This is a genomic window from Sphaerospermopsis torques-reginae ITEP-024, assembly GCF_019598945.1.
Taxonomy (GTDB): domain Bacteria; phylum Cyanobacteriota; class Cyanobacteriia; order Cyanobacteriales; family Nostocaceae; genus Sphaerospermopsis.
Genome location: NZ_CP080598.1, coordinates 480869 through 501988, shown reverse-complemented (window position 1 = coordinate 501988; position 21120 = coordinate 480869). Strand labels below are relative to the sequence as shown.

Genomic DNA, 21120 nt, shown 5'->3' with positions numbered 1-21120 from the left:
AAACTGACAAAAAGCATATTTCAGGAGGAATCTCACAATGGCAGTCCGCAGCACGGCGGCACCCCCAACCCCGTGGTCTAGGAGTTTAGCTGAACCCGATATCCATCAAACCGCATTTGTACATTCTTCTTGTAATCTCATTGGGGATGTACACCTGGGTCAGAATGTGATTATTGCTCCAGGAACTTCGATTAGAGCAGATGAAGGTACACCTTTTTATATTGGTGAAAATACTAATATTCAAGATGGTGTAGTCATTCATGGGTTGGAGCAAGGCCGAGTAATTGGTGATGATGGCGAAAAATACTCGGTATGGATTGGTAAAAATGCTTCTATTACCCACATGGCGCTGATTCATGGACCAGCTTATGTTGGGGACAGTTGCTTTATAGGTTTTCGCTCCACTGTCTTTAATGCCAGAGTCGGAGCAGGTTGCATCGTTATGATGCACGCATTAATACAAGATGTAGAAATTCCCCCGGGAAAATACGTAGCTTCTGGCTCTATTATTACGACCCAGCAACAAGCGGATCGTCTGCCAGATGTACAAGATCAGGATCAGCAATTTGCTCACCACGTTGTGGGGATAAATCAGGCTTTGCGGGCTGGTTATCGCTGTGCAGAGGATCTCAAGTGTATTACCCCAATTCGGGATGAACTGAATGTTTCTGGGGCAAAATCTTATACAAGCATTACCGTTGAAGAATTGGATAGGAGTAGTGAAGTGGCAAGCAAATTGGGTGCAGAAACGATAGAGCAAGTGCGCTATCTACTGGAACAAGGTTATAAAATTGGCACTGAACACGTAGATCAAAGACGTTTCCGCACAGGTTCTTGGCAAAGCTGTAAGGCTATTGAAACCCGGTCATTAGGGCAAGCGATCGCAGCCTTAGAATCTTGTTTAGTAGACCACAGTGGCGAGTACGTGCGGTTGTTCGGCATTGACAATGGTAGAAAACGGGTATTAGAAACCATCATTCAACGTCCTGATGGTGTAGTTAGCAACGGTACATCTAGCTTTAAAGCTCCGGCGGCTACATCTTACAGCAGCTACAACGGCAATGGTAATGGTAACGGTGCTGTTGCCAGTGGTAGCCTCAGTGCCGAAACCATTAACCAAATTCGCCAACTTTTGGCTAATGGCTACAAAATTGGTACAGAACACGTGGATGAGCGTCGTTTCCGTACAGGTACATGGCAAAACTGCCAACCCATTGAAACAAATTCTGCTAATGAGGTAGTAGCAGCGTTAGAAGATTGTATGGTTTCCCATCAGGGGGAATATGTACGTTTAATTGGCATTGACACCAAAGCTAAACGTCGCGTATTGGAAACCATTATCCAGCGTCCTAACGGTCAAGTAGTATCTTCTGGCACAGCGAAACCAGCAGCAGCTTCTTATGGTGGTGGAACTACAACCGCAACTGCAACCGCAACCAGTACCCGGTTGAGTGCAGAAGTAGTAGATCAACTGAGACAGTTGTTACAAGGTGGGTTGAAAATTAGCCTGGAACACGTAGACCAGCGCCGTTTCCGTACAGGAACTTGGGCGAGTGCCGGACAAATTGAAGCCAGAACAGAAAGAGATGCGATCGCTGCTGTGGAAGCTTGCCTCTCTGAATATCCCGGTGAATACGTGCGTTTAATTGGTATTGACACCGCAGCAAAACGCCGCGTATTAGAAGCAATTATTCAGCGTCCATAATTTTAGGTGACAGGTGACAGGTGACAGGTGACAGTATTTCCAGGAGTCAGGAGTCAAGAGAATTTAAGAATAAAGAATTAATTTTTCTTCCCCTGTTTCCCCTGCTTCCCCTGCTTCCCCTGCTTCCCCCACCGACCTATCTCAAAATATTCAACATTAATTTTTCCGGCTTCCGAGGTAAGAAAATCCATGTCTGTGCCGTTGCTTCGCCTCAGCGACAAATTTGATTCTTATATTAGTGGCGAAGTGAATATTCATCCCAGTGCAGTAATAGCACCAGGGGTAATACTCCAAGCAGCTGCCAACAGTAAAATTATTATTGGTCCTGGAGTATGTATTGGCATGGGGTCAATTCTCCAAGTCAATGAGGGTATCCTAGAAATAGAAGCAGGAGCAAACCTGGGAGCCGGCTTTTTGATGGTTGGCCAAGGCAAAATTGGGGCTAATGCTTGTATCGGTGCTGCTACGACAGTGTTTAACTGTTCCGTCGCACCGGAGCAAGTAGTACCATCAGGTTCAATTCTGGGAGATAGCAGTCGGCAAATTGATGAAAATCAAAATCAACAGGAGGTAGAAACGGCCTCTGATACCACTGAGAAAAATCCCCCAGAAGCAGAACCTGAAACACCCAAGGAAAACGTAGTTACTTATACTCAATTTTCTGCTGCGGCTTTTGTGGATTTTAAACAAGAATCTATTTCCGTACCTCCACCTTCTCCCATTCCTAAAAGCCAGTCACCTCCTGTTGCAGAAACTCCCCTAGTTACTGACTCTACCCCCACAGAAACAAATCTCCCAGGTTCACAAGCAACTAACACTCAAGAACCCGAACCAAGTCCAGCTAACACAGAAAGTTCTCAAATTTTTGGAACACAGATATATGGACAAGGAAGCATTAATAGACTATTGACTACATTGTTTCCCAATCGGCAACCCTTGAGCAACCAAAACTCTGAAAATTCCTCAGAGTAAGTGTTATTTGTTAGTTGTCTGCCTTTGCGAGAATCCTGGTGAATTTATGATGGAAACATACAACCAACGCTCTCTTAGTACCATCCATGCACCACGTCGCCGCGATCCCCTCAAGGATGCAGCCTTGGGTATGGTATCCACTCTCAGTTTTCCGGCTATTGTTGGCACGGCTGATATGATGCTCAAGTCGGCTGGTGTTCATTTAGTCGGCTATGAAAAAATTGGTAGTGGTCACTGTACGGCTATTGTTCGGGGTAATATTGCTGATGTGCGTCTAGCTGTAGAAGCTGGTGTACAAACAGCAGAACAGTTTGGACAATTGGTGTCTAGTTTGGTTATTCCTCGGCCTTATCCCAATTTGGATATAGTTCTACCTATTAACCGTCTCACGCAAATAATGGAGGATGGCAGTTACAGCCGTTTGAGTAATCAAGCGATTGGTTTGGTCGAAACTCGTGGTTTTCCGGCAATGGTAGGGGCTTGTGATGCTATGCTGAAATCAGCAGATGTCCATTTAGCTTCCTATGAAAAAATCGGTGCGGGTTTATGTACTGCCATTATTCGGGGTACAGTGGCTAATGTGGCTGTTGCTGTAGAAGCGGGAATGTATGAGGCAGAAAGGATTGGTGAGTTAAACGCTGTCATGGTGATTCCGCGACCTTTGGATGAGTTGGAACAAACTTTACCGATAGCTAGTTGCTGGGTGGAAGAACGTCAACCAGTGAATATACCCTTGAATATCAAGGATAAAATTGTCGATGCAGAAGCAGTGGAATTACCTGATTTAGCAAAATTGCCTGTAAAAGTTAAGGAAGAACTTTGGATTGATGAATGATGAATGGTGAAGAGTCAATTAAATGTAGCTGTGGACAAGAAGATTAAGGCATTATGGAAAACTCAAACCTATTTATGACAAGGGTTTTACTTTTGCCTTTTGCCTCTTGCTTTTTGCCTCTTGCCTGATGCTATATTTTCGATATTCAGCATTCATCTAGGGTTAGAAGGAATCTTACGTTTTGTGTTGTTTTGATCATATCTTTTCAATTCCATAAGTCCAATACTACACTTCTGATAGCGAGGATAGACTTTTACCTATACTTACACTCATAACTTTGTGTGCCACTACACAATTTTGCAGTGTTCAGTAATACTAAATATATATAGCAGTCGGCAGATAATGAGGATCATCTCAACTTCTACAATCTTTGTAAAACAAGAGTTTTTATAATCTTACTGCTGACTAATATATCTGACTCAAGTTGCTAGTTACAAAAAAGTCAGGGTGTAGGGGTGTAGGGGAAAAACTTAATTCTTGGTTCTGAACTTCTGAACTTCTGAACTTCTGAACTTCTAACACAACTAGCAAATTAAGTTATCTATTAACTGCTATTAGAGGAGAATCACCTTGAACCAAGCGACACTGCACCAGTTGAAGGTGTTCGAGGCCGCTGCCAGACACGGTAGCTTTACCCGTGCTGCTGAAGAGTTATTTCTCACCCAACCGACTGTATCAATGCAAATCAAGCAACTAACAAAATCTGTCGGGTTGCCATTGTTTGAACAGGTGGGAAAACGCTTATTTTTGACAGAAGCGGGACATGAGTTATTTGCCACTTGTCGCCAGATTTTTGAGACTATAGCCCAGTTTGAAATGACTGTAGCAGATTTGAAAGGGCTAAAACAAGGTCAATTGCGGTTGGCGGTGATTACCACAGCTAAATATATTATTCCCCGTTTGTTGGGTCCGTTTTGCCAACAGTATCCGGGAATTGATATTTCGCTACAGGTGACAAATCATGAAGGTATTTTGGATCGGATGATTGGTAATTTGGATGACTTGTATATTATGAGTCAAGTTCCAGATCATTTGGATATCAATTTTGAGGCTTTTTTGGAAAATCCTTTGGTGGTTTTTGCTCCTGCTGGACATCCCTTAGCCAAGGAAAAAAATATTCCTATAGAACGACTGGGAGAAGAACCGTTTATTATGCGGGAACCTGGTTCGGGTACACGCCGCGCTGTGCAGAGTCTCTTAGACGAACATGGGGTCAAGGTCAAGGTAAAATTGGAATTAGGGAGTAATGAAGCTATAAAACAGGCTATAGTTGGAGGCTTGGGAATTTCGGTGTTATCTCGTCACACTTTGTTGACGGATGCCCATGAGTTTAGTATTTTGGATGTACAGCATTTTCCCATTAAGCGGACTTGGTATATAGCTTATCCAGCAGGTAAACAATTATCTATTGTTGCTCGTACTTATTACGAGTATCTGCTAGAAGCAGCAAGGAAAATTGTGGAACAGGAAATTGCTCCTCTCAGTATTAAGGTTGAGCAATTTCCGTCATAAAATTTGCATCAAATTTACATTCAAAACTTCCTTACTGCTTGACGGTGAAACAGGAAACCATTGACAATTAACCAACATAACTATTAAACCAGTGAACAGGCAAAAGGTGACAGTGATAACTGGTAACTGACAACTGATAGCTGATAACTGTTAAACATGGTGGAAAACTGGCAATGGTAAACTCGGAATTATCATCTTGGCGTAAAACAATACAAAGCCAGATTGTATCTGTCACAGTCTATGGTGACAAAGCTTTGGTTACAAGAAGAGCTTGTCCTAAGTTGACCATTTTATAGACAATAATATACTTATGTTGACAAAAATGGACATAAGTTAGCTCAGAAAAATGCCAACTTGATATATAATCCTCAGATATCAAGTATTGAATCAGACTATTACCGACGCGAAAACCAAGCATTGATAGTGATAGTCTGTTTCCAAATCTTAACCTGAGAAAGTCGCGTTGGGCTACAGCGTGCAAGTCTACTGAGGGATAACCGCTCCCATGCTCCCGTTGAAGTAGAAAGTAAAGTCTAGCTTTGTCTAGGTTTTATATAGCAGGTGTAATATCCTTAACAGGAGAAGAACGAGAGTTATTAATTACACCTTTGCCTGTGACTTTGGAAACGGAGTCTGTGCGGGTAAATGATGCTGGTACGGTAGGGGTGCGGTTGCTGGGAGTCAGCAGCGATCGCATTTATACTACTGAACCATTCATTTCTGAGAATCCGAACATTAATTTATAAGGTTTATTAATCATGGTAAAAATAAAATCAGTCTCTTTTGAAAATTACAAAGCATTTTATGAAAAACAGACAATGCAATTAAAACCAATTACTATTTTGATTGGTAAAAATAGTTCTGGTAAAAGTTCTATTGCTAAATTATTTACTTTGCTGGAAAATTCGCTTAATGGAGATATTAATGAACCGATTTTACTAAACAATAAAGGAGTGGAATTAGGTGAAGAGTTTAAGAATTTATTTTTTGGAAATAAATCAGGTGGTTTTTTAAATTTTCAGATTTTTTATAAAAATAATGTGGTGATAGAAGTTGCTTTGAGAGACAAATATACTAAATATGGTAAAAGAGATAGCTATGCTTTATAAATTTATGAATGGAAATATAAAGATGATATAATAGAAATTGAGATTGAATTAAGAGATGACAAATACTATGATAAAAATACTCAAATAGAGTATGAGTGTGAATTTAAAGGATTTATTCCTACTAAGTTTACAGACAAAAATACTAATCAAGATTTATCTAAGGAATGTCAAATACATTTATAGAGTTAATGAGGATATGGAATTTACTACAGCTAAGTATCCAAGTAAATTAAATTTTACAGGAGTTAGACCTAAAGCATTACAATTATTTTATTTAAAATCAATTCTTGGTAATAGTGAACCTCAAGATATGGAAGGAATAAAGGAAATTTTTATTTCTTCTAAAAAGGATAGAACTCCAGGTAATATAATTTTGAGATTATCTTCTGAATTTGATCTATCACCTGAGAAAAAAACATTAGCTAACTTTATTAACACTTCTCAACCTGATGTTTTAGAAAAGCATTTTATAACAGAAGAAATGGTTACTTTATATAAACAGGGGAAAATAGATGATTTTGTTTCTCAAAGAGATGAGTATTTAAAATCTAAAGAAAGTAAATTTGTTGAAAGTTTTAATATTCAATATGTAGATTAAATTCTGAGAAATATCTGGTAATTTTACCTATTTCCTGTTCCTTATTCCCCAAGCCCTATTCCCAAATCCCCCAAATAGTGTATAATTCTTACCTCAATAGGTTCAAAATCAGATATTATGACTATGCTTCCTAATTTGCAACGTGCATTTGCTAACCGCAGTGTTTTAAAAGTAATTAGCGGTTTAAATAATTTTAACGCTGAAAGTGTTGCTGCTACTGTGAAAGCGGCTGATCTGGGTGGTGCGACTTTTGTTGATATCGCTGCTGATGCGGCTTTGGTACATTTAGCTAAAAGCTTGACTAAATTACCTGTTTGTGTTTCCGCTGTTGAACCAGAAAAATTTGTAGAAGCTGTTGCTGCTGGTGCTGATTTAATTGAAATCGGTAATTTTGATTCTTTTTACGCACAAGGTCGCAGATTTGAAGCTGATGAAGTTTTGGCGTTAACTCACCAAACTCGCGCTTTGTTACCAAACATCACTTTATCTGTGACTGTTCCCCATATCCTGACTTTGGATCAGCAAGTACAACTGGCTGAAGATTTGGTAAAAGCTGGTGCTGATATCATCCAAACTGAAGGCGGTACTAGCAGTCAACCCGTTCACCCCGGTACTTTGGGTTTGATTGAAAAAGCTGCTCCCACTTTAGCGGCTGCTTATGAAATTTCCCGCGCTGTTTCTGTACCTGTTTTGTGTGCTTCTGGTATTTCTAATGTGACTGCACCTCTGGCTGTTGCTGCTGGTGCGGCTGGTGTGGGTGTGGGTTCTGCTATTAACCAACTCAATAGCGAAATTGCCATGATCGCTGCTGTGCGTGGTTTAGTAGAAGCTTTAGCAACTGTGAGCGATCGCACTTTTGCATAAAAGGCAGGTGACAGGTGACAGGTGACAGATAAAAATTTTGTTCTCTCCTGCTTCCTGTTACCTTGAACAAACTCCTGGATACAAAAAACGCAGATGAACGCAGATAGACGCAGATGGTTATAAATATTTTTTTGTCAAGAGTTTATTTGTACTATTCGGTTTTTCAGATAAGTTTACCCCTAAAATTGGTGCAAGTAACATCTATTTTTTCTCAGTGTTTTTTGAAGATGATTTAAGTATAGATTTTGCAAATATTTTTATATCAAGGGTTAAAAGATGGCAATTTTTGATGTTTAGAAAATTTGACATACTTACCCTTATTGTGAAATTTGGGAAAATTATAGCAAATGCCGGAAACTATTGCAATACCGTAGATAAATAAAAATAATTCTCAATAAAAAATTAAGAAATGTTAAGGGAAAATGGTTGTAATATTTGAATATGTAAACAGATGCTACTTTAAGATAAGTTAGGGTTATAAAAATATGATTTTCTGAGTTGCGGTAAAATATGTTTATTCGCTTTTTTTATTGTTAAGTCGCATTTTTTTATTTCACGCAGAGACGCAGAGAGAAATTAAAATTTCAGTTGGGGAGAAGTTTGTTACCCCTCCCTCTTAACTGTCACCTGTCACCTCTTCTAACTTAAACAGTCTTTTAAGGCATAAATGACTTTATCTTGTTGTTCTTGGGTGAGTTCTGGGAACATGGGTAAAGCGATAACTTCATGACAAGCTTGCTCGGATATTGGTAGTTGTCCTGGTTGATAGCCTAAATTTTCATAAACTGGTTGTAGGTGTAAAGGACGGGGATAGTAAAGCATGGTGCTGACTTCCTTTTCTTGCAGTTGTGTCCGCACCCAGTCCCGATATTTGGAACTTGCTCCGTTTCTTTCTTGGCTGGAAACGCGGATGGTATATTGATTCCAAACTGCTTCTCCTCCTAATAATTCTTGGGGGGGAGTAATGCCAGGAATTTGACTGAGGTATTGATAATAATATGTTGCTATTTTTTGTCTGTGTTTGTTCCAGGTGTCTAAATAGCGGAGTTTGATTTGGAGGATGACTGCTTGAATGGCATCTAAACGACTGTTAACTCCGATTTCTTCGTGAATATATCTAACTTTGCTGCCATGTTCTCGTAATATCCGCAGTTTAGCAGCGATCGCACTATCGTTAGTTGTGATTGCACCTCCATCACCGCAACCTCCAAGGTTTTTGGTGGGGTAAAAGCTGAAACATCCAATATGTCCAATACTACCGACTTTTTGATTTTCCCAACTTGCACCGGTGGCTTGAGCGCAATCTTCAATTACTGCTAAATTATGAGAGTTGGCGATCGCCATTAAAGCTGTCATATCCACTGGTAAACCAAACAGGTGAACGGGGATAATAGCTTTAGTTTTGGGTGTAATTGCTGCGGCTATTTGGGTGACATCTAAATTAAAGGTAGTGGCATCAATATCTACAAAAACAGGTGTTGCACCGACAGCAGTTATGACTTCGGTGGTAGCAAAAAAGCTAAAAGGTGTGGTAATAACTTCATCACCTGCACCAATTTCTAAAGCACGTAAAGCCAGATATAAAGCGTCAGTACCGGAATTACAGGCTACACATTCCGTCACACCATGATAAGCTGCAAACTGTTGTTCAAAACCTTCTACCGCAGGACCACCAATATAACGGCCAGAACTGAGAACTTCTAAAACAGCATGACTGACTTCGGCTTCAATAGCGGCATATTGCTGTTTTATATCAAATGCAGGAACGGAATTTACACTTTGGATCATAGTTGTTATTTTATCAAGAGATTCAAAAGATACACTTTTAACGGTGATATAGCAGTATACAGGGTAGTTATGACATTAATTTACGACATTAATTGATCCTAAAACTAGGACTAAAATAGGTTGTACTTCTGCCTCCTGCCTGTAGACTATCTCAGGAAATAAAGAAACCATGCCGGATTTGATTAAATTGGATATTGTAGATTTAGTGTTAGCTGTGGGTTTAATGGCGATCGCTATTGGTTTATCTGTCTGGGAAAAATTAGGACTAGAGTTAAACCTAGCATTAGCCACCGGTAGAACCATCCTCCAACTTATAGTATTAGGATACGTTTTAGACTTCATTTTTGCTGTTGACAATGTTTGGGCTGTTGTGGGAATTTTCACAATCATTCTCACAATTACGGCGATTGTCGCACGAAACCGCATCAGTCAAAAAATTCCTTTGCTACTGCCTTTAGTTTGGGTAGTGATTTTTGCTAGTACGTCATTCACCTTACTTTACACCAATTTTTTGATTATCCAACCTGACAGATGGTATGAACCCCGTTATTTAATTCCTTTGGGTGGTATATTGATCGGTAACGCTATGAATGCCGCAGCAGTAGCCGGAGAAAGGCTAGTTAGCACTATTAATCAATTTCCTACAGAAATAGAAACACACCTCAGTTTAGGTGCAACACCCCAGCAAGCTGTTAGTCACTATCGCAAGGATGCAATTAAAGCTGCATTGGTTCCTACTTTAAATCAAATGATGTTAATTGGCATGGTGACAATACCCACTTTTACCAGTGGACAATTATTAGCTGGAGTATCTGCATTAGAAGCGGTTTCTTATGAAATTTTAATTATTTTTATGGTAGCTGTGGTTAATTTGTTGACGACTATTTTTGTCACTAAAGGTTTATGTCGGCAGTTTTTTAATGATGCGATGCAGTTGGTGAGGTGATTAATTGACAATTGACAATTGACAGTTGACAATTATTTTAAGCTTAACTGTAAAAAACTAGGTAAAGCATCAGGTAATTTTTTACTGATATTTCTTTCACACTCTATTAAAACTTGCTCTGATATCACTAATTGAAATAAACCTATCTCTGCCATTGTTAATACACCACGACTAGCTCCTGTCCGCGAAGCAGAACCAGCAATGAGAATACTAGAATCAGCAAATACTTTACGCATTAATTTTTATGAATATCCAGACTTGATGATTATTTAAATGAATAAAACCGTATTATTGTTTTACTGAAAACAGTTATTCCTCCCGAAAAAGTTCTAATTGTGTTTGTTTCACTTCCTTTTGTTTTTCCGCAGATTTCAAAACTTCTAAACTTAATCTCATATCTAATCTTTTTTGTGATTCAATGATTTCTTGTACTGTGATCATCTGAATTTTATCTACAGCTTGACTCATATAACGACTTTGATATATTCCTGCTTCTTTTGCAGTTTTGATCATGTCTTTTGTCGGTGGTTTTAAGGTAATTAAAATCCCTAATGCTGCACTTTCTAGGATTATTGTTCCCTGTAAATCTCTAATATCTCCAGATTTGACATGACCAGATTTTACTTGTAAAATTATCTTTTCTGGTTCGTTTTTGTCTCCTGTAAAATACGCTATTCCATCAATTCCTTTATCTGCTCCTTTTTTTTGATTAATGGTAGCACGATTATTAGTATAGGTTAAAATTGCCCATTTTTCAAATTCTTTACGAGTGCGATCGTCTTTTTTTAATGCTAGTGCTTCCGCAGATTGCATATCTTTGGGAATACCACTAATTTTAATATTTTCTAATACTTGTTTCCCAAAAGAGTCTTCTAATCTTTTCAGAATTAAACTAATACTTTGATAAGTAATATCAATTCCTATCCATTGACGATTTAATCTTTGTGATACTGCTACTGTTGTTCCACAACCACAATAAGCTAGTAAATTCTCCCTTCTTTGTCAAGTTTTTCCATTGTTTCTTTTGGACATCTCCACAGTTTTGTCACTCCATTCCATTCATATTGATAACCGCCTCCAGCTAAACCAGCAGCACCTAAATCACCTGACATCCATTTTCTCCCATCATCATCTTGATATCTGTAATATTTATCAATATAATTTTGTTCATATTTTTGATATACTTGATTCCAGGTATTTTTCAAACTTTTGGAATAGTAAAAAATTACATCATGAACATTACCATATTTACCAGAATCACTATGTCCTGATGTACGTTTCCAGATAATTTCATTTTTGAAATCTCCACCCTGAGAACAAAAAATAGCATCTATAATAATTTTTAAATAATGGGAAGCTGTAGGATCACAATGTAAATAAAAACTACCTGTAGGTTTCAAAACTCGGTGTATTTCTGCTATTCTTAAAGTCATGTTAACTAAATAAGCTAATAGACTTCCTTTACCCAGAACTTTGGTTAATCCAGAAATTAAATCTATGCTTTGAGCAGTAAAATGTCCTAAATAGTTTTCTTGAATTTCTGCTAAACCTTGATTAGCTTGATCATCCCATGTCCATGTATCAATAAAAGCTTGGGTTTGTGCTTTATCTTCTTTACCAATATTATTATAAATTTGGTGATAATTGCGTTGAGAATTAAAGGGCGGATCAATATAGCAAAGATCCACAGTTTCATCTTTGATGTGTTTTCTCAAAACCTGCAAATTATCACCATAAAATAACTGATTGACCATAATTAATAATCTCAAAATTCAAATGTTTTAGCTATAGATAATATTTTACAATATGTCTAATTTAATGCTATAAAATTGTATAAAATATTAATATCTTCCTGGTTGTTTACTTTAATAAATAAGTCAAAATCAAATTAAAATTGATAGATACTGGACTTATTTAATAAGTCTGGTATCTGGGTAAATGATATTAAATGATATTTACTTTTTAGGCCACCGCCAATTATACCGATTCCATTCATAAACACCGGGTATTTCATATTCACTACCATTAAAAAACCGAATTTGACAAATACTAAAACTGTCATTACTATTAACAACTTCATCAATTTTAATCACCATACAGGGAAACCATTCTTTTTGAGATAAATCATCTTCTGGTATCCATTCCCATAGTGCATTAGAAACTTCAATGCGATCGCCTATTTTCAGTTTTAATGCTTCTTCCAAATAAGCATACTTATCAAAATGATATGCTTGCACCCGATTTAACCACTGTAAACCATAACGTTGGCGAATAAACTGGACTTTTCCCGAATCTTGTGCTAAAAGCCAATCATTAAGTAATTGTACTTTCCAAGTGCGGTTTTGTGCTTCCTCTGCTTTGACAAACTCTAAAAACGCTTCTAACTCCTCTGGGGTGAGTTCATCCAAAGGGTTGTTAGTATCTGATAGCTTAGAAGTTAAGCTTCTCTGAATCTGTTCGACTACTTGCAGCAATATTTGTTTCTGCATATCAGTGAGAGGACAGTCAGCAGCATCACAACGACTAAATGCTGTTTGCAAGACTGCTTCAATCTCATCTGGATTCATAAGCTGGTGCAAAGAATGGTCTATTGATACAATTATTGCAAAATTAAATTCCACTCTCTCATTAAAAAATAGGGAATTTTCGGTAATTGGAAAATAAAAATTTTGTATACTTTTTGTAAATTTACTTTGTGTTTTATGCGATCGCACTCACTCAAGCTATCACTCAAGCTAATATTAATCTCTTGTTTATTAGTTTTCTGCTCTTGGGTTTTTACCTTACCTGCCCAAGCTTTAACACAAATTAAACTATCTGACTTATCATACCAAGATTGTCCACCAGAATTAGCGCAAGGTGCTGTTGTTAGCAATGGTTCAGGGTCTGCTAATTGCTTTATTGTCACTGGTAAAGCTGAAAACAGCACTTATAAAACAGTCTATGATGCAGATATCTACGGACGCATCTATGATGCTAACAATAACCCCATACTCCAAAACCGCACCCGTCTAGGTTCTATTCCTGAAGTACCACCTGGTGTTAGTAATTTTGAGTTAAGAATTTCTGTACCTGCAAACCAACCAACTCCATTACAACTCAAGCAATTTAAAGCATCTGGTTTTAGCGGTAAGGTGCGAAGATAAGAGGCAGGAGTCAGGAGTTATTGATTTTGGATTTTGGATTTTGGATTTTGGATTGTTTTTGTTAACTCCAATCTAAAATCTAAAATCTAAAATCTAAAATTTTCCTCCCTATTCCCTGCCTCCACGAAAAGACTTTTTCAGCAAATCCTATATTTTTACAATACATTCCCGGCTGATATCAGACCGGGTAATTACCGAAATGAGCAGAAATGATTTAAAATCCCTGGACTAAAGGAACAAGACCAGATATTAAACTACTAGCAACATTGAGTGCAAGGAAAGCTAGGATAGGCGAAAAATCCATACCACCCAATGGGGGGATAATTGAACGAAATAGATTAAGATAGGGGTCACTAATCTGGCTCAAGGCTGCAAATGGTTGGTTATACCAGTTGACTTGGGGAAACCAGGTTAATAAAACCCGAATGATTAGCAAAGAGCTATAGATAGTGATGAAAGTATTGAGAGTGTTAATCAGTAAATACATAGATGGGTTATTTTTGTGGTAAAAGCTAAACGCTGTCTTATTTCTTGATTGTAATGGAGCTAATGTCATAGCGTCTGCAAATAACAGCGACATCTACCAAAATAGGTTTTTTGCTATGATATAGCCGTTGTTTAAGAGTCTTGGGACATAGAGCGTTCAGCGGTTGGAGATGAACTACCATTAACATTGCTCAACTGATTTCGCACATCATCAATTGTGGCATTGAGTTGAGCGATTTTATCTTCCAGCGATCGCCTTGCTGTTTCCATTTCCCAATCTTCACCACCAGCGGATCTCATCTGCCGTCTTCTTCTAGCTGGAACTTTACCCGCTGTCACAGAACCATTGTTGATTTCTATCTCTTCCTCTTCCACTGTATCCCGTCGAGATGCCAGCACAGCACCTAAAACGCCGCCAACTACACCGCCAACAATAGTTCCTAGTAAAAAACCACTGGCAAAACCATCTTTTTGACTCATATTTTCACCGCCTTGAACAAAGAAACCACAAGCAGCCAATTTTCAGCAATTTTATTAATTATCGAAACAATTGGGTCTAAAACCCCGCTTTTTCAGGTGCAAAGTTTTTGCAGTGGGTGATTAATACCCATAACAAAAACGGACTTCTGCCTTCTGCCTCCTGCCTTCGTCAAGTCCCAAAGATGCGATCGCCTGCATCTCCTAAGCCCGGTAAAATAAATCCCTGCTCGTTAACCGTTTCATCAATAATGGCACTGTAAACTGTTAAACCAGGATAAGCAGCACTCAATTTTTGCAAAGCTGGTGGTGCAGCTACCACACAAACAATTCGCGTTAACGCCGGATCAACACCCCTTTGTGTCAATTCTGCCATTGCTGTCATTATAGATCCTCCTGTTGCTAACATGGGATCGGTAATTAACACCCTGGTTTCTGGATCGAATTTCTCTGGTAGTTTATTCAAATAACAAGAGGGTTCTAAGGTTTCCTCATTTCGCACTAAACCCAAATGGTAAACTTTTGCTAAAGGTAATACCGTTTGCGCTCCCTCTAATAAGCCTAACCCAGCCCGGAGAATCGGTACAACTGCCACTGGTACTTGTGGATCAATAAATGTTGCTGCACAAGGCGCTAAGGGAGTATTAACTACCGTGTCTTGCGTTGGCAACCACTCTCTCGCTGCTTCATAAGTTAGCCATCTGCCTAACTCAGTGATGGCGGAGCGAAACAAAACCGAAGGCGTAGCAGCATCACGAGCTACCGCCAGCCAGTGTTTGATCAGGGGATGGGGTGGGACATAAACCAGCAATTGTTGTGTCATAGTTCAGAAAGCAGCCTGTCACTATCAAGGAACTGAACCACCATCATACTCTTTCCCGCCTGTGCATTGGTTAGATAGGCTCATTTATGGCTGTAGAAAATCTATGTATTTCCGGCATTTGTGCGATCGCCTTCAAATTATTGCCAAAAATTTTCATTAGTAGTTGACAGATATTCTCAATCAAGGATATATTATTTATAGTGTTCTCCTCTCTTTAAAGGATCGGCAGACGGGATTGGCCAGTAATAGCGGCTTGTCCCTCTTTTTTTCAGCTATCAGCAGTCAGCTTTCAGACAAATTAACAGATTCTAAGATTTACAAATTAAGAATTATAATTCATAATAAATTACCAATTACCAATTACCAATTACCAATTACCAATTAATTATGTTTGATGTTATTATTATCGGTGCTGGTATTGGGGGTTTAGTCACAGCCACCCAGTTAGCAGCTAAAGGCGTGAAAGTCCTGGTTTTAGAACGTTATTTAATTCCCGGTGGAAGTGCAGGTTATTTTCAACATCAAGGATATACTTTTGATGTTGGTGCTTCCATGATTTTTGGTTTTGGCAAAAAAGGAACAACCAACTTACTCACCCGTGCTTTAGATGCAGTCAATGTTCACTTAGAAACCATCCCTGATCCTGTCCAAATTCATTATCATTTACCTGATAATTTAGATATTAAAGTTGATCAAAATTACGAGAAATTTTTACAAAATTTAATTGCCTATTTTCCCCATGAAGAAAAAGGGATTCGCAAATTTTATAACGAATGTCAAAAAATATTTAATTGCCTGAATAGCATAGAATTGTTATCATTAGAAGAACTCGGTTATGTCATGCGAGTATTCTGGCAAAACCCCTTAGCTTGCTTAGGTTTAGCCCAATACTTACCGCAAAATGTCGGCGACATAGCCCGCAAATATATTAAAGATCCGTTATTATTAAAATTCATTGATATTGAATGTTATTGTTGGTCTGTAGTTCCTGCTAATATGACACCAATGATTAATGCAGGAATGGTATTTTCTGATCGACATTATGGGGGAGTTAATTATCCTCAAGGTGGAGTAGGAAAAATTGCCCAAAAATTAGCAGAAGGTTTAGAAAAATGTGGTGGTAAAATTGAATATCAAGCCAGGGTGACAAAAATTATCACTAAGCAGGGTAAAGCTATTGGTGTACAATTAGCAACAGGTGAAGTTTATCATGCTAAAAAAATTGTATCTAATGCTACGCGATGGGACACTTTTGAAAAATTACTACCAAAAGAACAAATACCACCTAATGAGAAAAATTGGCAGCAGAGATATCAAAAATCACCCAGTTTTTTAAGTTTGCATTTAGGGTTAGAAGCATCTGTATTATCTCAAGGTACAGAATGTCATCATATTATTTTAGAAGACTGGGAAAAAATGGAATCAGCAGCAGGGACGATGTTTGTATCTATTCCTACATTACTAGATTCGAGTTTAGCCCCAACAGGATACCACATTATTCATGCTTTTACACCAGCTTGGATTAGTGATTGGCAGGGAATGAGCGCGAAAGAGTATAATTACAAGAAAGAACAAGCAGCAGGGGAAATTATTGAGAGATTAGAGCGAATTTTCCCCGGTTTAGATGCGGTTTTGGACTATATGGAAGTGGGAACACCCCTAACCCATCGGCGGTTTTTAGGTCGGGTTGATGGGACTTATGGACCCATACCCCGGAGGAAATTACGGGGGTTGTTAGGTATGCCTTTTAACCGTACTGCTATACCTAATCTTTATTGTGTGGGTGATAGCACGTTTCCGGGTCAGGGTTTAAATGCTGTGGCGTTTTCTGGGTTTGCTTGCGCTCATCGTATTGCTGTAGATTTGGGATTTTGATTGATAATTTATATTGATAATTTATTTGGTGGGTTAGGCGATCGCTCACACACCCTGACCTACAGCAGTTTCGAGGTAAATGAGGTACAAGGTTAACAGGCAGGATGCCTGTTCCACAAGGGTTTTATGATTTGAGTTTGTACCTCACTGGTATGAAATATGCTGTATCTATATTTAGCTTTCACCTCTTCTTCCTTGTTCTCTTAATAATTTATCCATCCATTCTTGAGCTTCCACAGATAAATCTGGTACAGGAGGAATATTATAATCTAAGGTTAAATCAAATCCTGCTTGTTCATATATTTCTAATAACAAATCCTGCAAGTTCACTTCTATTTCCTGTTCCCCTTTTTGTAGAGGAATAGTAAAATTAGGTATAGTTTCTCTGACACTAAATGCAAATAGTTGTGCCGATGGTAAGCGATAAGACCTAACAATTAAAATTCGATAATCTGTATCAGCAATATGGGTAATCATAGGCATTTTTTCCCCAGCCCTAATTAAGTCTATTTCTACTAAATTAGTATCACCTTGTAGTATGTTCTCCCGTTTTTCTAAATAGGATTTTCTACCTTCTTTTGTTCTTTTATTAGTAGGAGAAAGCACTTCAATTACAGTTACTACTTTACCTGTAGAAACTTCTCTAATTTCTAAATATCCTTCTTTGATTTCTAAAGGTAAGGGTAAAGTGACATCGACGGATTTATTTGCTGTTTCTGTGGATAAAGTTGCTGTTGCTGTATAATTATCTGATTTTTGAGTTTTTTGTTTTACTGATAAAATAGTTACATCGGGAATACCAACTAACAGAGAATCTTCACTGTCAGTTCTATAGGTTCTTTTTTCTATAGCTACGCGATATTTAGGACGCAAAGGAGGGGATATAGCAATAGCAATCGCTGTAATTAATCTATGATGTACTTCTGACCATAAATCAGGATTTTCTAAATAGGGATTCATCCCTGGAAATGGTGAAGTCATACATTTATCCTATAAAATTATTAGAGTTACTGTTTTATTATAGCATTTCTATGAAAGTAAGTATTATTATACAGCAGATTGCATATCAATAAAGTACAGAATCTAAATTGAAACCTATACACACAGCTAGTTTTACTCCTGACTCCTGACTCCTGCTGTATATTGTAGGGTGTGTTAGGCACAGCGTAACGCACCCTAATGGAGTTTTATATTTAAACTAATTTGACTTTATTGGCGGCTACTTTCGCTTTTTCTCTCGCTGATTTTTCATCATTTCCTTTTGCTAATGCTACTCCCATTCTTCTGTAAGGATGTGCGGTAGGTTTACCAAATAACTTAATATCTACATCCTTTTCTGCTAACGCATCAGCAACACCAGTAAAAGCAATGGAATCTGATTTTGCTGAAGCTAAAATTACTGCACTTGCAGAATATCCTAATTGTTCAATGTTAGGAATAGGTAAACCTAAAATTGCTCGCAGATGTAATTCAAATTCGTTTAAATTTTGGGAAATTAATGTCACCATTCCGGTATCATGGGGACGGGGTGAAAGTTCAGAAAAGATAACTTCATCTTTGGTAATGAAAAATTCAACTCCGAAAATTCCCGCACCTCCTAAAGCATCAGTTACTTTTTTAGCTATTGCTTGAGATGCTAATATTTTATCATCAGAAATATTTGCAGGTTGCCAAGATTCTTGATAATCTCCTCTTTCTTGTCTGTGGCCAATAGGAGGACAGAATATAGTTTCTGCATCCCATTGTTTAATGGTAAGTAAGGTAATTTCAATTTCAAAATTGATAAATTCTTCAACTATGACTTTTTGACTATCACCTCTAGAATTTTCAATTGCATACTTCCAAGCTGTTTCTACTTCTGTTTTATCATTAACTACAGATTGACCTTTTCCAGATGAGGACATTACGGGTTTCACAACATTAGGAAATCCGATTTCTTCAGAAATAGCAATCAATTCTTCTAAGCTGACTGCATAACCATATTTAGCGGTTCTGATTCCTAATTCTTTATGTGCTAATTCCCTAATTCTATCACGGTTCATTGTGTAATTAGTTGCTGCTGCGGTGGGAATAACTGTAATTCCTCGTTGTTCAAATTCTTGTAATTTTTCGGTTCTAATGGCTTCGATTTCTGGGATAATAAAATCAGGTTTGTGTTTAGTAACTACTGCTTCTAAATCTTCTGCACTGAGCATAGAAATGACTTCTGAACAGTCAGCAACCTGCATTGCGGGAGCATTTGCATAGCGGTCAACTGCGATTACATAATTACCTAAACGTTGTGCAGCAATGACAAATTCTTTACCTAGTTCTCCTGAACCGAGTAACATTAATTTTTGGGGTAGTTGCCGTAATTTTTTCATGGTTTACTTTGGTCGGGTTTTAATGTTTTGATATTTTAAAATAATAAACTATTTAGATACACAATTTTTGAGAGGGGATTTGATTTTTTTAAATTGTCAGAATCAGAATGTCCAGGATTTGAGGATTTACAGGATGTTATTGATAAATTGATGGTTTGATTTTATGTCTTTATTTTGTCTGAATCAGGATGTCCAGGATTTGAGGATTTACAGGATGTTTTTGATTGTTGATCGTGTTAATACTTATGGAGTGTGTTATGATCACGGACATAATCAATCATCACCCTATTTATGCTACAACCAGGAAAAGCATTAAAACAACGTCCCCAATACATCATAGAAACAGAAATTGGTGTTGGGGGTTTTGGTGTTACTTATAAAGCTAAACATCAAGATTTGAATTTTCCCGTTGTTATTAAAACTCCTAATAGTCGGTTGTGTAGAGATGCTAATTATCCTAAATTTGTGGAAGGTTTTCGCAAGGAAGGAAGAAGATTAGCCGATATTACACAATTTCATCATCCTAATATTGTCAGAATTATAGATTTTTTTGAAGAGGATAATTTACCTTGTTTGGTGATGGATTTTGTGAAGGGTGAAAATTTATATCATTTAGTACAAGATAAGGGTATTTTATCAGAATCAACTGCTATTAATTATATTAAACAAATTGCTGATGCTTTATCTCTTTGTCATGAAAATGGCATTATTCACCGGGACGCACATCCTGGTAATATGATATTAAGAGAAAATAGCAATACTGTAGTTTTAATAGATTTTGGTTTAGCAGGAAATGTGAATAGTCAAAGTATTAACCAAGCTGCTAATATGGCTTTTGCACCTTGGGAACAAATGTTAGAAACGGAAAAATCAGCAAGTATAGATGTTTATACTTTAGCTGCTTCTTTGTTTTATTTGGTGACTGGAGATACTCCCACACCTTGTTTAACAAGGAAGATGTTAAATAATGATTTAATAGAACCAAAAAGGATAAATTCAAGGATTAGTGATAAGTTAAATCAAGCGATTGTTAAGGGTTTAGAATTAGAACCTAAAAACCGTCCGCAAAGTATGAAGGAATGGGTGGGGTTATTTCCTGGTTTAAGTGATGATGTCAACGTAAATGAGCGACCATTAAAATCATCCTATGGGATGGATTATAGTAACTTAGAAAAGTACCTAAAATCACTCAATTGGAAAGAAGCAGATGAGGAAACGAGAAGGGTAATGTTAGCAGTTGCGAAACGCAAAGCTGAAGCTTGGTTAAGAGTAGAAGATATTGATAATTTTCCTTGTGCAGACCTCCGCACCATTGACCAGTTGTGGTTAAAATACAGTGATGGTAAATTTGGATTTTCTGTGCAGAAACGAATTTATCAAGGTTTAGGAGGAACGAGAAGTTATTATGAGAAAATCTGGGAGAAGTTCGGGGACACGGTAGGATGGAGAAAAGGAGGAAGGTGGTTGTGCTACAACGATATTACTTTTAATATAAAAGCACCAGAAGGCCACCTCCCTGGCCACCTCCCTGGGGTTGGGTGGAGGTGGGGTTGGGGGGTGTTTGGGTGGATTGTGGGGGTCTTATCTCGCGTCAAGACTTGTAAACTCTAACATTTAAAGG

The 21120-nt window shown here is 37.9% G+C and carries 22 protein-coding genes and 1 pseudogene; 12 read left to right on the top strand and 11 right to left on the bottom strand.

Annotated elements, in window-relative coordinates; translation table 11 throughout:
- The first annotated feature begins 37 nt into the window (after positions 1–37).
- The 4 genes from ccmM (at position 38) to K2F26_RS02245 (ending at position 5024) form a co-directional block, all read left to right on the top strand.
- Entirely contained in the window at positions 38–1705 is a 1668-nt protein-coding gene (gene ccmM / locus K2F26_RS02260) for a beta-carboxysome scaffolding protein CcmM (protein ID WP_220610181.1), read from the top strand.
- Positions 1706–1894: 189 nt separating this feature from the next.
- Positions 1895–2677, top strand: a complete 783-nt coding sequence (gene ccmN / locus K2F26_RS02255; protein WP_220610180.1) for a beta-carboxysome scaffolding protein CcmN — start codon at positions 1895–1897, stop codon at positions 2675–2677.
- Between the two features lie 49 nt (positions 2678–2726).
- Entirely contained in the window at positions 2727–3512 is a 786-nt protein-coding gene (gene ccmO / locus K2F26_RS02250; RefSeq protein WP_220611748.1) for a beta-carboxysome assembly protein CcmO, read from the top strand.
- A gap of 570 nt (positions 3513–4082) precedes the next feature.
- Positions 4083–5024, top strand: a complete 942-nt coding sequence (locus K2F26_RS02245; protein ID WP_220610179.1) for a LysR family transcriptional regulator — start codon at positions 4083–4085, stop codon at positions 5022–5024.
- A 67-nt stretch (positions 5025–5091) separates the two neighbouring features.
- Here the strand turns inward: K2F26_RS02245 and K2F26_RS02240 are convergent, their stop codons facing one another.
- Complete coding sequence (locus K2F26_RS02240) at positions 5092–5259, bottom strand: hypothetical protein (protein ID WP_220610178.1); 168 nt, start codon at positions 5257–5259, stop codon at positions 5092–5094.
- Positions 5260–5584: 325 nt separating this feature from the next.
- On the opposite strand from K2F26_RS02240, the pseudogene K2F26_RS02235 reads away from it, so the two are divergent.
- The 4 genes and pseudogenes from K2F26_RS02235 to K2F26_RS02220 form a co-directional block, all read left to right on the top strand.
- Positions 5585–5737: pseudogene (locus tag K2F26_RS02235) on the top strand (hypothetical protein); the annotation flags it as partial.
- Positions 5738–5782: 45 nt separating this feature from the next.
- Complete coding sequence (locus K2F26_RS02230; protein ID WP_246605502.1) at positions 5783–6133, top strand: AAA family ATPase; 351 nt, start codon at positions 5783–5785, stop codon at positions 6131–6133.
- Between the two features lie 196 nt (positions 6134–6329).
- On the top strand, positions 6330–6731 hold the full coding sequence (locus K2F26_RS02225) for a hypothetical protein (RefSeq protein WP_220610177.1): 402 nt from the start codon (positions 6330–6332) through the stop codon (positions 6729–6731).
- Positions 6732–6848: 117 nt separating this feature from the next.
- Positions 6849–7595: a DUF561 domain-containing protein gene (locus tag K2F26_RS02220; RefSeq protein ID WP_220610176.1), complete on the top strand. Its 747-nt coding sequence runs from the start codon at positions 6849–6851 to the stop codon at positions 7593–7595.
- 639 nt (positions 7596–8234) lie between these two features.
- Here the strand turns inward: K2F26_RS02220 and K2F26_RS02215 are convergent.
- A complete protein-coding gene (locus tag K2F26_RS02215) occupies positions 8235–9383 on the bottom strand; it encodes a DegT/DnrJ/EryC1/StrS family aminotransferase (RefSeq protein ID WP_220610175.1) in 1149 nt (382 codons plus the stop codon).
- 169 nt (positions 9384–9552) lie between these two features.
- On the opposite strand from K2F26_RS02215, the gene K2F26_RS02210 reads away from it, so the two are divergent.
- Positions 9553–10329: an ABC transporter permease gene (locus K2F26_RS02210; RefSeq protein WP_220610174.1), complete on the top strand. Its 777-nt coding sequence runs from the start codon at positions 9553–9555 to the stop codon at positions 10327–10329.
- A gap of 32 nt (positions 10330–10361) precedes the next feature.
- On the opposite strand, the gene K2F26_RS02205 is transcribed toward K2F26_RS02210, so the two are convergent.
- From K2F26_RS02205 to K2F26_RS02190, 4 genes are all read right to left on the bottom strand, one after another.
- Positions 10362–10565 carry a PIN domain-containing protein gene (locus K2F26_RS02205; protein WP_194054332.1) on the bottom strand — a complete coding sequence of 68 codons (204 nt, stop codon included), beginning with the start codon at positions 10563–10565 and terminating at the stop codon, positions 10362–10364.
- A gap of 73 nt (positions 10566–10638) precedes the next feature.
- Positions 10639–11142 (bottom strand): restriction endonuclease, encoded by a 504-nt coding sequence (locus tag K2F26_RS02200; protein WP_220610173.1) that lies wholly within the window; start codon positions 11140–11142, stop codon positions 10639–10641.
- Between the two features lie 167 nt (positions 11143–11309).
- Positions 11310–12083, bottom strand: coding sequence for a DNA methyltransferase (locus K2F26_RS02195; RefSeq protein ID WP_220610172.1), 774 nt, complete (start codon positions 12081–12083; stop codon positions 11310–11312).
- A 201-nt stretch (positions 12084–12284) separates the two neighbouring features.
- Positions 12285–12896 carry a hypothetical protein gene (locus K2F26_RS02190; RefSeq protein ID WP_194054334.1) on the bottom strand — a complete coding sequence of 204 codons (612 nt, stop codon included), beginning with the start codon at positions 12894–12896 and terminating at the stop codon, positions 12285–12287.
- A 135-nt stretch (positions 12897–13031) separates the two neighbouring features.
- On the opposite strand from K2F26_RS02190, the gene K2F26_RS02185 reads away from it, so the two are divergent.
- On the top strand, positions 13032–13475 hold the full coding sequence (locus tag K2F26_RS02185) for a biotin carboxylase (RefSeq protein WP_137666650.1): 444 nt from the start codon (positions 13032–13034) through the stop codon (positions 13473–13475).
- 214 nt (positions 13476–13689) lie between these two features.
- Here K2F26_RS02185 and K2F26_RS02180 read toward each other — a convergent pair whose 3' ends face one another.
- From K2F26_RS02180 to upp, 3 genes are all read right to left on the bottom strand, one after another.
- Positions 13690–13962, bottom strand: a complete 273-nt coding sequence (locus K2F26_RS02180; protein ID WP_096571285.1) for a YggT family protein — start codon at positions 13960–13962, stop codon at positions 13690–13692.
- A gap of 131 nt (positions 13963–14093) precedes the next feature.
- Positions 14094–14441: a ssl2009 family thylakoid membrane protein gene (locus K2F26_RS02175; RefSeq protein WP_194054336.1), complete on the bottom strand. Its 348-nt coding sequence runs from the start codon at positions 14439–14441 to the stop codon at positions 14094–14096.
- 169 nt (positions 14442–14610) lie between these two features.
- A complete protein-coding gene (gene upp, locus K2F26_RS02170) occupies positions 14611–15261 on the bottom strand; it encodes a uracil phosphoribosyltransferase (RefSeq protein ID WP_220610171.1) in 651 nt (216 codons plus the stop codon).
- A 387-nt stretch (positions 15262–15648) separates the two neighbouring features.
- On the opposite strand from upp, the gene crtH reads away from it, so the two are divergent.
- Positions 15649–17136 (top strand): carotenoid isomerase, encoded by a 1488-nt coding sequence (gene crtH, locus K2F26_RS02165; RefSeq protein WP_220610170.1) that lies wholly within the window; start codon positions 15649–15651, stop codon positions 17134–17136.
- 174 nt (positions 17137–17310) lie between these two features.
- Here the strand turns inward: crtH and K2F26_RS02160 are convergent, their stop codons facing one another.
- Together K2F26_RS02160 and purT are read right to left on the bottom strand one after the other, a co-directional pair.
- Positions 17311–18117: a DUF4058 family protein gene (locus K2F26_RS02160; RefSeq protein WP_220610169.1), complete on the bottom strand. Its 807-nt coding sequence runs from the start codon at positions 18115–18117 to the stop codon at positions 17311–17313.
- Positions 18118–18329: 212 nt separating this feature from the next.
- Positions 18330–19499 (bottom strand): formate-dependent phosphoribosylglycinamide formyltransferase, encoded by a 1170-nt coding sequence (gene purT, locus K2F26_RS02155; RefSeq protein WP_220610168.1) that lies wholly within the window; start codon positions 19497–19499, stop codon positions 18330–18332.
- Positions 19500–19790: 291 nt separating this feature from the next.
- Here purT and K2F26_RS02150 point away from each other — a divergent pair, with 291 nt between their 5' ends.
- The gene (locus tag K2F26_RS02150; protein ID WP_220610167.1) at positions 19791–21110 is read left to right on the top strand and encodes a serine/threonine-protein kinase; all 1320 of its coding nucleotides are present in this window, start codon (positions 19791–19793) and stop codon (positions 21108–21110) included.
- Positions 21111–21120: the final 10 nt, after the last annotated feature.